The organism is Rossellomorea aquimaris (assembly GCF_020172085.1).
Classification (GTDB): domain Bacteria; phylum Bacillota; class Bacilli; order Bacillales; family Bacillaceae_B; genus Rossellomorea; species Rossellomorea aquimaris_E.
On the sequence record NZ_JAIVAT010000012.1, the window covers coordinates 22,176 to 38,239 of the forward strand.

The window sequence follows — 16,064 nt, forward strand, 5'->3', positions numbered from 1 at the left end:
ACGCTTGATTTGAGGGGTGAATCAGTTGACAGGTCAACTAGTTCAGTATGGACGACACCGCCAACGCAGAAGTTTTGCGCGTATCAGTGAAGTTTTAGAATTGCCGAATCTAATCGAAATTCAAACTTCCTCGTATCAATGGTTTCTTGATGAGGGGTTAAGAGAAATGTTCCGTGACATTTCTCCGATTGAGGACTTCACTGGTAATCTCTCTTTAGAATTTATTGATTATAGTCTAGGAGAGCCAAAGTACTCGGTGGAAGAATCAAAGGAAAGAGATGTAACTTACTCTGCACCACTTAGAGTGAAAGTCCGTCTTGTGAATAAGGAAACAGGAGAAGTAAAGGATCAAGACGTATTTATGGGTGATTTCCCATTAATGACAGACACAGGTACTTTTGTCATTAATGGTGCTGAGCGCGTTATCGTTTCTCAGTTAGTACGTTCACCTAGTGTTTACTTTAGTGGAAAAGTAGATAAGAACGGAAAGAAAGGGTTTACTGCTACCGTTATACCAAACCGCGGAGCTTGGCTTGAGTATGAAACAGATGCAAAAGATGTTGTATATGTGCGAATTGATCGAACTCGCAAACTACCGGTAACGGTTCTTTTACGTGCCCTTGGGTTTGGCTCTGATCAAGAAATCATCGATTTGATCGGTGATAATGAGTACATTCGTAACACGCTCGAGAAAGACAACACGGAAGGTATCGACAAGGCATTGCTCGAGATTTATGAGCGTCTACGTCCGGGAGAGCCTCCTACTGTAGAAAATGCTAAAAGTTTACTCGTTTCTCGTTTCTTTGATCCTAAGCGTTATGACTTAGCAAACGTTGGACGTTACAAAATGAACAAAAAGCTTCACATTAAGAACCGTTTATTCGGTCAAACTCTAGCAGAAACTCTAGCAGATCCGGAAACGGGCGAGATTCTGGCAGAGAAGGGCACGGTTCTTGACCGTCGCGCCCTGGATAAGATCATTCCTTATCTGGAAAACGGCATTGGTTTCAAAAATTACCAACAGTCCGGCGGCGTATTAGAGGAAGATGTCGTTCTTCAATCTATCAAAATCTATTCTCCTAACGAAGAGGGAGAATTTGAAATTAACGTAATTAGCAATGCGTATGTTGAGGAAGAGGTTAAGTACATTACACCTGCTGATATCATCTCTTCTATTTCTTACTTCTTTAACTTATTACATGGAGTAGGACTGACGGATGATATTGACCATTTAGGAAACCGTCGTTTACGTTCGGTTGGTGAATTACTGCAAAACCAATTCCGTATCGGTTTATCACGTATGGAGCGTGTTGTTCGTGAAAGAATGTCGATTCAGGACACCAATACCATCACGCCTCAGCAACTGATTAACATTCGCCCTGTTATTGCATCAATTAAAGAGTTCTTTGGAAGCTCTCAATTGTCTCAATTCATGGACCAAACGAATCCTCTTGCAGAATTAACGCACAAACGTCGTCTTTCTGCTTTAGGGCCTGGTGGATTAACTCGTGAACGTGCCGGTTTCGAAGTACGTGACGTTCATTACTCCCACTATGGTCGTATGTGTCCGATTGAAACGCCTGAGGGACCGAATATCGGACTCATCAACTCACTTTCATCGTTTGCGAAAGTGAATAAATTCGGCTTTATTGAAACGCCGTATCGTCGTGTCGACCCTGATACAGGGAAGGTAACCGATCGCATCGATTACCTGACAGCGGACGAAGAGGATAACTATGTAGTGGCTCAAGCGAACGCGCGTCTTGGAGAAGACGGGGAGTTCCTTGATGAAGAAGTCATCGCTCGTTTCCGTGGAGAGAACACGGTCATCAAGCGTGAGCGTCTTGACTACATGGATGTATCTCCTAAGCAAGTAGTATCAGCTGCGACGGCATGTATCCCGTTCTTAGAAAACGATGACTCCAACCGTGCTCTAATGGGAGCGAACATGCAACGTCAAGCGGTACCTTTGATGAACCCGGAATCACCGATCGTCGGAACAGGTATGGAACACGTATCTGCGAAAGACTCCGGTGCAGCCGTGATCTGTAAGTATGAAGGTATCGTGGAAAAGGTTGAAGCGAAACAAGTTTGGGTACGACGTGTGAAAGAAATCGATGGTCAGGAAGTAAAAGGTGACCTCGATAAATACCGTATGCAAAAATTCATCCGTTCTAACCAGGGAACATGTTACAACCAGCGTCCGATCGTAAGTGAAGGAGACCGTGTAGTAAAAGGAGAGATCCTTGCTGATGGCCCTTCAATGGAAAAAGGAGAACTAGCCTTAGGACGTAACGTAATGGTTGGGTTCATGACTTGGGACGGTTACAACTATGAAGATGCGATCATCATGAGTGAACGTCTTGTGAAAGACGATGTATACACTTCTATTCATATTGAAGAATATGAGTCTGAATCTCGTGATACGAAATTAGGGCCTGAAGAAATCACTCGTGATATTCCAAACGTTGGTGAAGATGCGCTTCGCAATCTTGATGAGCGTGGGATCATCCGCATCGGTGCTGAAGTGAAAGACGGGGACTTGCTCGTTGGTAAAGTAACGCCTAAAGGTGTAACAGAGCTAACGGCGGAAGAACGCTTATTACATGCAATCTTCGGAGAGAAGGCTCGTGAAGTTCGGGATACATCCCTTCGTGTACCACATGGTGGTGGCGGAATCATCCTTGATGTGAAAGTCTTCAACCGTGAAGATGGAGACGAATTACCACCAGGTGTGAATCAGCTGGTACGTGTCTACATCGTTCAGAAACGTAAGATTTCTGAAGGGGACAAAATGGCTGGTCGTCATGGTAACAAAGGTGTTATCTCAAGAATCCTGCCTGAAGAAGACATGCCGTTCTTACCGGACGGTACACCGATCGATATCATGCTTAACCCATTAGGGGTACCATCACGTATGAATATAGGACAGGTGCTTGAGCTTCACTTAGGTATGGCAGCAAGATACCTTGGCATTCATGTCGCTTCACCAGTATTTGACGGAGCACGTGAGGAAGATGTCTGGGCAACCATTGAAGAAGCGGGTATGGCACGTGATGCCAAAACGGTTCTATACGATGGTCGAACAGGTGAACCGTTTGATAACCGTGTATCAGTAGGGATCATGTATATGATTAAACTGGCTCACATGGTTGATGACAAACTTCACGCACGTTCAACGGGTCCTTACTCACTTGTTACGCAGCAGCCTCTTGGAGGTAAAGCCCAATTCGGTGGACAGCGTTTCGGTGAGATGGAGGTATGGGCACTTGAAGCTTATGGTGCTGCTTACACTCTACAAGAAATTCTAACAGTTAAGTCTGATGACGTTGTGGGTCGTGTGAAAACATACGAAGCCATCGTCAAAGGTGAAAACGTTCCTGAACCTGGTGTTCCGGAATCATTCAAAGTTCTGATCAAAGAGCTCCAAAGTTTAGGTATGGATGTTAAGATCCTCTCCAGTAACGAAGAAGAAATCGAAATGCGTGACCTAGAGGATGAAGAAGAAGTACAACAAGCAGACACGCTAAATATCTCTGAATCTAATGCACAAGAATCCGAGACAGTTGGGTCGAAAGAATAAATTTAGAGCAATTAGGGTTAGAGCCTGTAGATTAAAAGGGAGGTAGGCCCCTTGCTAGATGTAAATAATTTTGAGTATATGAAAATTGGTTTAGCTTCCCCCGATAAGATCCGTTCATGGTCTTTCGGGGAAGTTAAAAAGCCCGAAACGATCAACTATCGTACGTTAAAACCAGAAAAAGATGGTTTGTTCTGTGAACGAATCTTCGGTCCAACGAAGGACTGGGAATGTCACTGTGGGAAATACAAACGTGTCCGTTATAAGGGCGTTGTTTGTGACCGCTGTGGTGTTGAAGTAACAAAGGCGAAAGTCCGTCGTGAACGTATGGGTCACATCGAACTTGCTGCCCCTGTATCTCATATCTGGTACTTCAAAGGAATTCCAAGCCGTATGGGTCTTGTTTTAGACATGTCCCCACGTGCTTTGGAAGAAGTCATCTACTTCGCTTCTTATGTAGTAACAGAACCTGGTGACACGGCTCTTGAAAGAAAACAACTTCTTTCTGAAAAAGAGTACCGTGCGTACCGTGAGAAATACGGAGTGAAATTCCAAGCTGCAATGGGAGCTGAAGCGATTAAAAAGCTTCTGCAGGACATTGACCTGGATAAAGAAGCTGATTTCCTTAAAGAAGAATTGAAAACAGCTCAAGGTCAACGCCGTACCCGTGCAATCAAACGATTAGAAGTAGTGGAATCGTTCAGGAACTCAGGAAATGATCCGGATTGGATGATTCTTGACGTACTACCTGTCATTCCTCCAGAGCTTCGCCCGATGGTTCAACTTGACGGTGGACGCTTTGCCACTTCCGACCTGAATGATTTATACCGTCGTGTTATTAACCGTAATAACCGTCTTAAGCGTTTATTGGACCTTGGTGCTCCAAGCATCATCGTTCAAAATGAGAAGCGTATGCTTCAAGAAGCGGTTGATGCTTTAATTGATAATGGTCGTCGCGGCCGTCCTGTTACAGGGCCTGGTAACCGTCCATTAAAATCCCTTTCACATATGCTTAAAGGGAAGCAAGGTCGTTTCCGTCAGAACCTTCTTGGTAAACGTGTCGACTATTCCGGTCGTTCTGTAATCGTTGTTGGTCCTAACCTTAAGATGTACCAATGTGGTCTTCCTAAAGAAATGGCTCTTGAGTTATTCAAACCATTTGTGATGAAAGAGCTCGTTGAAAAAGGGTTGGCACACAACATTAAGAGTGCGAAACGTAAGATCGAACGCGTACAGCCGGAAGTATGGGATGTATTAGAAGGGGTTATCAAGGAACATCCAGTTCTATTAAACCGTGCCCCTACTCTTCACAGACTTGGTATCCAAGCATTTGAACCAACTCTTGTTGAAGGAAGAGCGATCCGTCTTCATCCACTTGTATGTACAGCATACAACGCGGATTTCGATGGTGACCAAATGGCGGTTCACGTACCACTATCTTCTGAAGCTCAGGCTGAAGCACGCATGCTGATGCTTGCTGCTCAAAACATCCTAAATCCGAAAGACGGTAAACCGGTTGTTACTCCGTCCCAGGATATGGTACTAGGTAACTATTACCTGACACTTGAACGTGAAAATGCTGTTGGTGAAGGAATGATTTTCAACGATGCAAATGAAGTCATCCTTGCATATCAAAACGGTTATGTACACTTGCATACCCGAATTGCGATCCATGCAAGCACCATCAATAATAAAACGTTCACTGATAAGCAAAATAAACAATTACTATTAACTACGGTAGGTAAAGTGATCTTTAATGAAATCTTACCTGATACATTCCCGTTCATTAATGAGCCAACAAGAACGAACTTGGAAGTTGCAACTCCTGAGAACTACTTTGTTGATCCATCGACGGACGTTAAGGAAGTATTCCAAAATCGTGAGTTAATTAACCCATTCAAAAAAGGCTTCTTAGGGAATATCATTGCGGAAGTATTCAAGAAGTTTGCCATCACTGAGACATCTCGTATGCTTGATAAGATGAAGGACCTTGGATTTAAATTCTCTACGAAAGCCGGTATTACAGTAGGTATCGCTGATATCGTTGTACTAGCGGAAAAAGAGGAAATCCTGATTGAAGCCCAAAGTAAGGTAGACAACGTATTAAAGCAATTTAAACGTGGTCTCATTACAGAAGATGAAAGATATGATCGTGTCATCTCCATCTGGAGTGCTGCGAAAGATACGATTCAAGGCAAGTTAATGGCTACATTGGATAAACGCAACCCGATCTTCATGATGAGTGACTCAGGTGCCCGTGGTAACGCATCTAACTTCACTCAGCTTGCCGGTATGCGTGGACTGATGGCCAACCCGGCTGGTCGTATCATCGAGTTACCGATCAAATCAAGTTTCCGTGAAGGTCTGACGGTTCTTGAATACTTCATCTCTACACACGGTGCCCGTAAAGGTCTTGCCGATACAGCACTGAAAACAGCTGACTCAGGTTACTTGACACGTCGACTTGTTGACGTTGCCCAGGACGTTATCGTTCGTGAAGAAGACTGTGGAACGGACAGAGGCTTACTTGTAGGCTCCATTAAAGAGGGTACCGAAATCATCGAGCCCCTTGAAGAACGTTTACTTGGTCGTTATTCACGCAAAACATTGCGTCACCCTGAGACAGATGAAATCATCATCACAGAAAATCAGTTGATCACAGAAGATCTGGCTAAGACGATCATTGATGCTGGTGTCGAACATGTTTCGATCCGTTCTGCCTTCACATGTAACACAAGACACGGTGTGTGTGAAAAATGTTACGGAACAAACCTTGCAACAGGTCAAAAAGTCGAAGTCGGGGAAGCTGTCGGTATCATCGCTGCTCAATCCATCGGGGAACCGGGTACACAGTTAACGATGCGTACGTTCCATACAGGTGGGGTTGCAGGAGACGATATCACTCAAGGTTTACCGCGTATCCAAGAGATCTTCGAAGCGCGTAACCCGAAAGGTCAAGCTGTCATTTCTGAAATTGATGGTGTGATCACTTCCATCAGTGAAGGGAAAGATCGTCAGTACGAAATTACCGTACAAGGTGATGTGGAAACGAGAAGTTACACAGCTCCTTACACAGCGCGCCTGAAGTTCGCTGTGAACGATAAAGTCGCACGCGGTCAGGAAATCACTGAAGGTTCGATCGATCCTAAAGAACTCCTAAAAGTCCGTGATGTGTCTGCTGTTCAAGAATACTTGCTGCGTGAGGTACAAAAAGTATACCGTATGCAAGGGGTTGAAATCGGCGACAAACACGTTGAGGTTATGGTTCGTCAAATGCTTCGTAAAGTTCGTGTCATCGATGCCGGTGAATCTGAGGTACTTCCGGGTACTCTTATGGATATTCATCAGTTCAGAGATGCGAATGAAAAAGCATTATTCGGCGGTAAGCTTCCAGCAACAGGACGCCCTGTATTGCTTGGAATCACAAAAGCTTCACTTGAAACGGATTCCTTCTTATCCGCGGCATCATTCCAGGAAACAACTCGTGTGTTAACGGACGCTGCGATTAAAGGAAAACGTGATGAGTTACTAGGATTGAAAGAGAATGTTATCATTGGTAAACTGGTCCCTGCCGGTACAGGTATGCAACGTTACCGCAAGGCAGAGCCGGTCTTAGCAGAGGATACTAATGAAGAAACAGTAACAGTAGAGTAATCTATTTAGGCTAACTCTTAGGCGGGTTTGATTGCTCAAACAACAGTCTTAAGAGTTAGCTTTTATAAATCTTTTAAATCTATGTTGACATAGAGATTTTAAGATGATAATATATTCAAGGTTGCTCCTATTAATAACCTGTTACTTTGGAGGATATGAAATGTCTTATGAAAAAGTAGCGCAGGCTAAAGAAATTATTGTAGGAACAAAGCAAGCAGTGAAAGCTCTGAAAACAGGTCATGTACTCGAAGTAGTCATTGCGGAAGATGCTGATCCCAAAGTTACTGCGAAAGTAGTTCAGGCCGCGATTGATCTTAATGTATCGGTTAACAAAGTGGATTCAATGAAGAAACTTGGTAAATCGTGCGGAATAGATGTTGGAGCAGCAGCTGTTGCGATTATACAGTAAAATAGTTTTTGTAGAAACGATCTACAAAAACTTTACTTTTACCCAAAAAAGAACCACCTGGATGTGTGGGCTTACCAAATAAGAAGGGAGGAAAACAAAATGCCAACTATTAACCAATTAGTTCGCAAGCCTCGTCAGTCTAAATCAACAAAATCAAAGTCACCAGCTCTTAACAAAGGTTATAACAGCTTTAAGAAGGTGCACACGAACTTGTCTTCTCCACAAAAACGTGGTGTATGTACTCGTGTTGGTACAATGACTCCAAAGAAACCGAACTCGGCTTTACGTAAATATGCTCGTGTTCGTTTAACGAATGGAATCGAGGTTACTGCTTACATTCCTGGTATCGGGCACAACCTTCAAGAGCACAGTGTTGTTCTTATCCGTGGAGGACGTGTAAAGGATTTACCAGGGGTACGTTATCATATCGTACGTGGTGCGCTTGATACAGCTGGAGTTGACGGCCGTATGCAAGGACGTTCTAAATACGGAACTAAGCGCCCTAAAGCAGCTAAAAAATAATAAAACAACTATAAATTCATTTCTCGTTGAAAGGAGGAAATCACATGCCACGTAAAGGTCCTGTAGCAAAAAGAGACGTTTTACCTGATCCAATGTACAATTCTAAACTAGTTACTCGTTTAATCAACAAAATCATGATTGACGGTAAAAGAGGTAAAGCTCAAAAGAAATTATACGCAGCGTTTGATATCATTAGCGAGCGTTCAGGTAAAGATGCAATGGAAGTATTCGATGCAGCTTTAAAAAATATCATGCCGGTATTAGAAGTAAAAGCTCGTCGTGTAGGTGGTTCAAACTATCAAGTACCTGTAGAGGTGCGTCCAGAGCGTCGTACTACATTAGGTCTTCGTTGGTTAGTAAACTACTCTCGTCTTCGCGGTGAGAAGACTATGGAAGAGCGTTTAGCTAACGAAATTCTTGATGCAGCTAACAACACTGGTGCTTCTGTCAAGAAGCGTGAAGATACACATAAGATGGCTGAAGCGAACAAAGCGTTTGCTCACTATCGTTGGTAATCTGACCTTAAACAAACAAATTATTCTTATATAAGGAAGGAGAAATACCGCATGCCTAGAGAGTTCTCCTTAGAAAACACTCGTAATATCGGTATCATGGCTCACATCGATGCTGGTAAAACAACTGCAACTGAGCGTATCCTATTTTATACAGGTCGTATCCATAAAATTGGAGAAACTCACGAAGGTGCTTCTCAAATGGACTGGATGGAGCAAGAGCAAGAACGTGGTATCACAATCACTTCTGCTGCGACAACAGCTCAATGGAAAGGCCATCGTATTAACATCATCGATACTCCAGGACACGTAGACTTCACTGTTGAAGTTGAGCGTTCCCTGCGTGTACTTGATGGTGCAGTAGCAGTACTTGATGCTCAATCTGGTGTTGAGCCTCAAACTGAAACTGTTTGGCGCCAAGCAACAACATACGGTGTTCCGCGTGTTGTGTTCGTTAACAAAATGGACAAAATCGGTGCTGACTTCCTTTACTCTGTAGGTACACTACATGAGCGTCTACAAGCTAATGCACATCCAATTCAGCTTCCAATCGGTGCTGAAGATGACTTCGAAGGAATCATCGACTTAGTGGAAATGAGAGCTTATTTCTATGAAGATGACCTTGGAACTCGCGCAGAAGCTCGTGACATTCCTGAAGAGTACAAAGATCAAGCTGAAGAATACCGCGGAAAGCTAATTGAAGCAGTATCTGAACTTGATGAAGAGCTTATGATGAAGTACTTAGAAGGTGAAGAACTTTCTAACGAAGAAATCAAAGCTGCTATCCGTGCGGCTACACTAACTGTTGAGTTCTACCCAGTGGTTTGTGGATCTGCATTCAAAAACAAAGGGGTTCAATTACTAATTGACTCAGTTATTGACTATCTTCCAGCGCCAACAGACGTTGAAGATATCAAAGGTTTTGTACCTGAAACAGAAGAAGAAGTGACTCGTCCATCTTCAGACGAAGCTCCATTCTCTGCTTTGGCGTTCAAAGTTGCAACTGACCCTTATGTTGGTAAATTAACATTCTTCCGTGTTTACTCTGGTGTACTTGAATCAGGTTCTTACGTAAGAAACTCTTCTAAAGGAAAACGTGAACGTGTAGGTCGTATCCTGCAAATGCACGCTAACTCCCGTGAAGAAATCTCCCAAGTGTATGCTGGGGATATCGCAGCAGCGGTTGGTCTGAAAGATACTAGTACTGGAGATACACTATGTGATGAAAAGAACCTTGTTATCTTAGAATCAATGGTATTCCCAGAGCCGGTTATCTCTCTATCTGTTGAGCCTAAATCTAAGGCTGACCAAGATAAAATGACAACTGCTCTACAAAAACTACAAGAGGAAGATCCAACATTCCGTGCGCATACTGACCAGGAAACTGGACAGGTTATCATCGCCGGTATGGGTGAGCTTCACTTAGATATCATCGTTGACCGTATGAAACGTGAATTCAAAGTAGAAGCAAACGTAGGTGCTCCTCAAGTATCTTACCGCGAAACTTTCCGTGATACGGCTAAAGTTGAAGGTAAGTTTGCTCGTCAATCAGGTGGACGTGGACAATTCGGACACGTTTGGATTGAATTCGCGCCTAACGAAGAAGGTAAAGGATTCGAATTCGAAAACGGTATCGTCGGTGGGGTTGTTCCTCGTGAATACATTCCTGCAGTACAAGCCGGTCTACAAGATGCTCTTGAAAACGGAGTATTAGCTGGATTCCCACTTGTTGATGTTAAAGCAAGATTATTCGATGGTTCATACCATGACGTCGACTCATCTGAGATGGCGTTCAAAATCGCTGCATCAATGGCCCTTAAGAATGCTGCTTCTAAATGTAAGCCGGTTATCCTTGAGCCAATGATGAAGGTTGAGGTTGTTATCCCTGAGGAATACCTTGGAGATATCATGGGTGACGTTACTTCACGTCGTGGACGCGTAGAAGGTATGGAAGCACGCGGTAACGCTCAAGTCGTTAAAGCGTTCGTACCTCTATCAGAAATGTTTGGATATGCAACTTCATTACGTTCTAACACACAAGGACGTGGAACATACTCCATGCACTTCGATCACTACGAAGAAGTACCTAAGTCGATTTCTGAAGAAATCATCAAAAAAAATAAAGGTGAATAATTGATTTATTCGCTTTTATAAAGTATAAATACTAGTGTAAGCAATTGGTGTTTCAGGGGTGGTTTCGCACGATCTCTGAAACATCCCAAAATATACTTATTTTCTTTAAAATTAAAGGAGGATTTTCAAATGGGTAAGGAAAAATTTGATCGTTCCAAGCAACATGCGAATATCGGTACAATCGGTCACGTTGACCACGGTAAAACAACTCTAACAGCTGCTATCACAACTACACTTCACAAGAAGTATGGTCGTGGAACTGCAATGGCATATGACCAAATCGACGGTGCTCCAGAAGAAAGAGAGCGTGGAATCACAATCTCTACTGCACACGTTGAGTACGAAACTGATACTCGTCACTACGCACACGTTGACTGCCCAGGACACGCTGACTATGTTAAAAACATGATCACTGGTGCAGCACAAATGGATGGTGGGATCCTAGTAGTATCTGCTGCTGACGGCCCAATGCCACAAACTCGTGAGCACATCCTTCTTTCTCGTCAAGTAGGTGTTCCATACCTAGTTGTATTCATGAACAAATGTGACATGGTAGACGACGAAGAACTACTTGAACTAGTAGAAATGGAAGTACGTGACCTTCTTTCTGAGTACGATTTCCCTGGCGATGACGTACCAGTAATCAAAGGTTCTGCTCTTAAAGCTCTTGAAGGAGATGCTGAGTGGGAAGCGAAAATCTTCGAACTTATGGAAGCTGTAGATAGCTACATCCCAACTCCAGAGCGTGACACTGACAAGCCATTCATGATGCCTGTTGAGGACGTATTCTCAATCACAGGTCGTGGAACAGTTGCTACAGGTCGTGTTGAGCGTGGACAAGTTAAAGTTGGAGACACTATCGACATCATCGGTCTTTCTGAAGAGCCAAAATCTACTACTGTAACAGGTGTAGAAATGTTCCGTAAGCTTCTTGACTATGCTGAAGCTGGAGACAACATCGGTGCACTACTTCGTGGTGTAGCTCGTGAAGATATCCAACGTGGACAAGTACTTGCTAAGCCAGGTACAATCACTCCACACACAAAGTTCAAAGCAGAAGTTTATGTTCTTTCTAAAGAAGAAGGTGGACGTCACACTCCATTCTTCACTAACTACCGCCCTCAGTTCTACTTCCGTACAACTGACGTAACTGGTATCTGTAACCTTCCTGAAGGTGTAGAAATGGTTATGCCTGGCGATAACATCGAAATGACTGTTGAGCTTATCGCTCCAATCGCTATCGAAGAAGGTACTAAGTTCTCTATCCGTGAGGGTGGACGTACTGTAGGTGCTGGAGTAGTAGCTACAATCACTGAGTAATCATTGATATTAAAAACAGATGGACTTCATGTCCATCTGTTTTTTTGTGTTCAATTTTTGGATTGGGAAGATAAGTAGCTGGTGCAAAACGGTAAATGTATATATAGGAAAAATTGGTGAATCGTTTGTTGCACCGCTGTTGATTTCCGTGCAAGACTCCGCTTTCCTCGGGCGAAAGGCGAGCCTCCTCGTCGCTATCGCTCCTGCGGGGTCTCACCAATTTCGCTTTCCCGAAGGAGTCTCCGTCTTGCACTCCAATCAACAGCTGACGACTGCAGAATTCAGGGTGCTGTCTTAAAATAATTAAAATTTGAGCTGCCGATCAAAAAAGGAAGAACGATTTTTCGAATCGATACATTTATTCCAATCACTTAATGTTCTTTGACTTGGAGCCTAGAACCATCATGAGTGAGGGCTAATAAGTGAGTTCCTTCTATATATAAAGTATTGTACAAATTCATAATGGAGCATTAAGGTATTAAGGTTACTATCACCAATTTGCTTATATAAAGGATAGAGGAACTACTACCATAATTGTAAGCATGAATTCAAAACCCATTGTTGATTGGAACGGAAGGCAGCTCGACTCCTGCGGGAAACGTGGGACAGGATGAAAAGCAGAGGCGGCTTGGTCAGGCCCGACAAGCATAAGGCGAATCAACCGGAAAGGCGTTCTTTGCCTTTTTGGTTGATTTGACTTATGACCTCGAGGGACTAGCCGCCGTAGCTGGATCTTATGACCCCACAGGGCAGAAGCCCGAGGAGGCTCACCGCCAGCCCCGCGGAAAGCGAGCTGCCTGGAGTGGAAATCAACATACACTCACGTATAAAGGAATAAAATCGTTTTGATCAAATGTTCTATCTGATATATATTTTGAGTTATATTAAATATTGTGAAAATAACACATATCCTTGAAAATAACACGGTTCGTTTGTATAATAGAGAAAGTGTGCAAAACATAAAGAAATTGCAAGAAACTCTTGCTTCTTCTGGGTGTTTTAGTTATAATAGACAATGTTGGTCTTTGACTGCGATGAAACAGAAGGTTGCTGACACACACGGCCGCTTTGCCATGGCGAGTGTGTGGGAAATTTCTGTGGAGAATGTCTATTCAAAAATAGGCGATAAAGGAGGGAAAATAATGGCAAAACAAAAGATTCGTATCCGTTTAAAGGCTTATGATCACAGAATTCTTGATCAATCAGCTGAGAAAATTGTTGAAACAGCAAAACGTTCTGGTGCGGCGGTTTCTGGACCGATCCCACTACCAACAGAAAAGTCTGTTTACACAATCTTACGTGCTGTGCACAAATACAAAGATTCTCGTGAGCAATTCGAAATGCGTACACATAAACGCTTAATCGACATTGTAAACCCAACACCTCAAACAGTTGATGCGCTTATGCGTTTAGACTTACCATCAGGTGTAGATATCGAAATCAAACTTTAATTCATAAAAACCATAATAATTAGGAGGTGTGACTTATGACCAAAGGAATCTTAGGAAGAAAGATTGGTATGACTCAAGTTTTCGCTGAAAACGGTGATCTTATCCCTGTAACTGTTATCGAAGCTGCTCAAAACGTGGTACTTCAAAAGAAATCTATCGATGTTGATGGCTACGAAGCTATCCAAGTAGGTTTTGAAGACAAACGTGAAAAGCTTTCTAACAAACCAGAGAGAGGCCACGTTGCTAAAGCTGAAACTGCTCCTAAGCGCTTCATCCGTGAAATCCGCGGTGTAAACGTAGAAGAGTACGAAGTTGGTCAAGAAGTCAAAGTTGATATTTTCGCAGCAGGCGAAATCGTAGATGTAACAGGAGTTTCAAAAGGTAAAGGTTTCCAAGGTGCTATCAAGCGTCACAACCAATCTCGCGGACCAATGTCTCACGGTTCTCGTTACCACCGTCGTCCTGGTTCAATGGGTCCTGTTGATCCGAACCGTGTATTCAAAGGTAAATTACTACCTGGACGTATGGGCGGAGAACAAATTACAATTCAAAACCTTGAAATTGTAAAAGTTGATGCTGAGCGTAACCTTATCTTAGTTAAAGGTAATGTACCTGGACCTAAGAAACAACTGATCAAAGTAAAGTCAGCTATTAAAGCAAACTAATAGAACTTTTCAAGAAAGGAGGAAACAAGAATGCCGAAAGTAGCATTATTTAACCAAAGCGGTTCTAAAGTTGGAGATATCGAACTTAATGACACTGTTTTTGGTATCGAACCAAACACACACGTGATGACTGAAGCAGTATTGATGCAAAGAGCTTCTTTACGCCAAGGAAATCACAAAGTAAAAAATCGTTCTGAAGTACGTGGCGGTGGTCGTAAGCCTTGGCGTCAAAAAGGAACAGGTCGTGCTCGTCAAGGGTCAATCCGTTCTCCACAATGGCGCGGTGGTGGTACTGTATTTGGACCAGTTCCACGCAGCTACAGCTACAAACTTCCTAAGAAAGTTCGTCGCTTAGCGATTAAATCTGCACTTTCTTCTAAAGTAGTAGAAGAAAACATCTTAGTATTAGAAGCATTATCATTCGATGCTCCTAAAACAAAAGAATTTGCTAACGTTCTTAAAGGTCTTTCTGTTGATTCTAAAACATTAGTAATCACTGACGGTCTTGACGAAAACGTAGCACTTTCAGCTCGTAACATCCCTGGTGTAACTGTTGTTGCTGCAGAAGGAATTAGCGTTCTGGATGTATTAGGACATGACAAACTAGTGATGACTAAATCAGCTGTTGAAAAAGTAGAGGAGGTGCTCGCATAATGGATGTACGTGAAATCATTAAGCGCCCCGTAATTACAGAGGCTTCAACTGATCTTATGTCTGAGAAAAAATATACTTTCGAAGTTGATACTAGAGCCAACAAAACTCAAGTAAAAGACGCCGTTCAAGAAATCTTTGACGTGAAAGTAGATAAAGTAAACATCATGAACTACAAAGGTAAGTTCAAGCGTATGGGTAAACACGCTGGTTACACTAACAAGCGTCGTAAAGCTATCGTTAAACTTACTGCTGACAGTAAAGAAATCGAATTCTTTGAAGTATAAAATTCTTTAATTAAGAAGAGGAGGGAAAAACATGGCGATTAAAAAGTATAAACCTACCTCTAATGGTCGTCGCGGAATGACTAGTTCTGATTTCGCTGAAATCACAACTGATTCTCCGGAAAAGTCACTTTTAGCACCCCTACACAAAAAGGGTGGCCGTAACAACCAAGGTAAGTTAACAGTTCGTCATCAAGGTGGCGGTCACAAGCGTCAATACCGTATCATCGATTTCAAACGTGAAAAAGATGGTATACCTGGACGCGTTGCTACGATCGAATACGATCCAAACCGCTCTGCAAACATTGCACTAATTAATTACGCTGATGGGGAAAAACGTTACATCCTGGCTCCGAAAACAATCGAAGTAGGTATGGAAGTAATGTCTGGACCTGAAGCAGATATCAAAGTAGGTAATGCATTACCACTTATCAACATCCCAGTTGGTACAATCGTACACAATATTGAACTTAAACCAGGTAAAGGTGGACAGTTAGTTCGTTCTGCTGGAACATCTGCTCAAGTACTTGGTAAAGAAGGTAAATATGTACTTGTACGTTTAAACTCTGGTGAAACTCGTATGATCCTTTCTGCTTGTCGTGCTACTGTAGGTCAAGTCGGAAATGAACAGCACGAACTTATCAACATTGGTAAAGCAGGACGTTCTCGTTGGTTAGGTAAACGCCCAACAGTTCGTGGTTCTGTAATGAACCCTAACGATCACCCACACGGTGGTGGTGAAGGACGCGCTCCAATCGGACGTAAATCACCAATGTCTCCATGGGGTAAACCTACTCTTGGATACAAGACACGTAAGAAAAACAACAAATCTGATAAATTTATTGTGCGTCGTCGCAAAAAATAACGGGATTGTGCTACGGTT

General features: G+C 42.9%; 12 protein-coding genes. All 12 read left to right on the forward strand.

All coding sequences use genetic code 11. The features are described from left to right. Window positions 1–25 precede the first annotated feature (25 nt). The 12 genes from rpoB (at window position 26) to rplB (ending at window position 16,046) form a co-directional block, all read left to right on the forward strand. Window positions 26–3,583, forward strand: coding sequence for a DNA-directed RNA polymerase subunit beta (gene rpoB / locus LCL96_RS22410; RefSeq protein WP_224945492.1), 3,558 nt, complete (start codon window positions 26–28; stop codon window positions 3,581–3,583). 51 nt (window positions 3,584–3,634) lie between these two features. Continuing rightward, window positions 3,635–7,234 (forward strand): DNA-directed RNA polymerase subunit beta', encoded by a 3,600-nt coding sequence (gene rpoC, locus LCL96_RS22415; RefSeq protein WP_224945494.1) that lies wholly within the window; start codon window positions 3,635–3,637, stop codon window positions 7,232–7,234. 160 nt (window positions 7,235–7,394) lie between these two features. Further along, window positions 7,395–7,643, forward strand: a complete 249-nt coding sequence (locus tag LCL96_RS22420) for a 50S ribosomal protein L7ae-like protein (RefSeq protein WP_224945495.1) — start codon at window positions 7,395–7,397, stop codon at window positions 7,641–7,643. A 99-nt stretch (window positions 7,644–7,742) separates the two neighbouring features. Further along, complete coding sequence (gene rpsL, locus LCL96_RS22425) at window positions 7,743–8,165, forward strand: 30S ribosomal protein S12 (protein WP_034765995.1); 423 nt, start codon at window positions 7,743–7,745, stop codon at window positions 8,163–8,165. A 44-nt stretch (window positions 8,166–8,209) separates the two neighbouring features. Further along, the gene (rpsG, locus tag LCL96_RS22430; RefSeq protein ID WP_034765993.1) at window positions 8,210–8,680 is read left to right on the forward strand and encodes a 30S ribosomal protein S7; all 471 of its coding nucleotides are present in this window, start codon (window positions 8,210–8,212) and stop codon (window positions 8,678–8,680) included. A 51-nt stretch (window positions 8,681–8,731) separates the two neighbouring features. Next, window positions 8,732–10,810: an elongation factor G gene (gene fusA / locus LCL96_RS22435; RefSeq protein WP_224945497.1), complete on the forward strand. Its 2,079-nt coding sequence runs from the start codon at window positions 8,732–8,734 to the stop codon at window positions 10,808–10,810. A 129-nt stretch (window positions 10,811–10,939) separates the two neighbouring features. Further along, window positions 10,940–12,130, forward strand: coding sequence for an elongation factor Tu (gene tuf / locus LCL96_RS22440; RefSeq protein ID WP_034765989.1), 1,191 nt, complete (start codon window positions 10,940–10,942; stop codon window positions 12,128–12,130). A gap of 1,142 nt (window positions 12,131–13,272) precedes the next feature. Further along, entirely contained in the window at window positions 13,273–13,581 is a 309-nt protein-coding gene (rpsJ, locus tag LCL96_RS22450) for a 30S ribosomal protein S10 (protein ID WP_007085291.1), read from the forward strand. A 35-nt stretch (window positions 13,582–13,616) separates the two neighbouring features. Then, complete coding sequence (gene rplC / locus LCL96_RS22455; RefSeq protein WP_044340523.1) at window positions 13,617–14,246, forward strand: 50S ribosomal protein L3; 630 nt, start codon at window positions 13,617–13,619, stop codon at window positions 14,244–14,246. 30 nt (window positions 14,247–14,276) lie between these two features. After that, on the forward strand, window positions 14,277–14,900 hold the full coding sequence (gene rplD / locus LCL96_RS22460) for a 50S ribosomal protein L4 (RefSeq protein ID WP_219166396.1): 624 nt from the start codon (window positions 14,277–14,279) through the stop codon (window positions 14,898–14,900). Continuing rightward, complete coding sequence (rplW, locus tag LCL96_RS22465; RefSeq protein ID WP_211201344.1) at window positions 14,900–15,184, forward strand: 50S ribosomal protein L23; 285 nt, start codon at window positions 14,900–14,902, stop codon at window positions 15,182–15,184. Before rplD ends, rplW begins: the two co-directional genes overlap by 1 nt. A 31-nt stretch (window positions 15,185–15,215) precedes the next feature. Next, complete coding sequence (gene rplB, locus LCL96_RS22470; protein ID WP_044340525.1) at window positions 15,216–16,046, forward strand: 50S ribosomal protein L2; 831 nt, start codon at window positions 15,216–15,218, stop codon at window positions 16,044–16,046. Window positions 16,047–16,064 lie beyond the last annotated feature (18 nt).

Bases quoted from the DNA above. Each gene is read 5' to 3' on its own strand.
- LCL96_RS22420 (WP_224945495.1), top strand. From the start codon at position 7,395: ATGTCTTATGAAAAAGTAGCGCAGGCTAAAGAAATTATTGTAGGAACA.
- rpsL (WP_034765995.1), top strand. From the start codon at position 7,743: ATGCCAACTATTAACCAATTAGTTCGCAAGCCTCGTCAGTCTAAATCA.
- rpsG (WP_034765993.1), top strand. From the start codon at position 8,210: ATGCCACGTAAAGGTCCTGTAGCAAAAAGAGACGTTTTACCTGATCCA.
- fusA (WP_224945497.1), top strand. From the start codon at position 8,732: ATGCCTAGAGAGTTCTCCTTAGAAAACACTCGTAATATCGGTATCATG.
- tuf (WP_034765989.1), top strand. From the start codon at position 10,940: ATGGGTAAGGAAAAATTTGATCGTTCCAAGCAACATGCGAATATCGGT.
- rpsJ (WP_007085291.1), top strand. From the start codon at position 13,273: ATGGCAAAACAAAAGATTCGTATCCGTTTAAAGGCTTATGATCACAGA.
- rplC (WP_044340523.1), top strand. From the start codon at position 13,617: ATGACCAAAGGAATCTTAGGAAGAAAGATTGGTATGACTCAAGTTTTC.
- rplD (WP_219166396.1), top strand. From the start codon at position 14,277: ATGCCGAAAGTAGCATTATTTAACCAAAGCGGTTCTAAAGTTGGAGAT.
- rplW (WP_211201344.1), top strand. From the start codon at position 14,900: ATGGATGTACGTGAAATCATTAAGCGCCCCGTAATTACAGAGGCTTCA.
- rplB (WP_044340525.1), top strand. From the start codon at position 15,216: ATGGCGATTAAAAAGTATAAACCTACCTCTAATGGTCGTCGCGGAATG.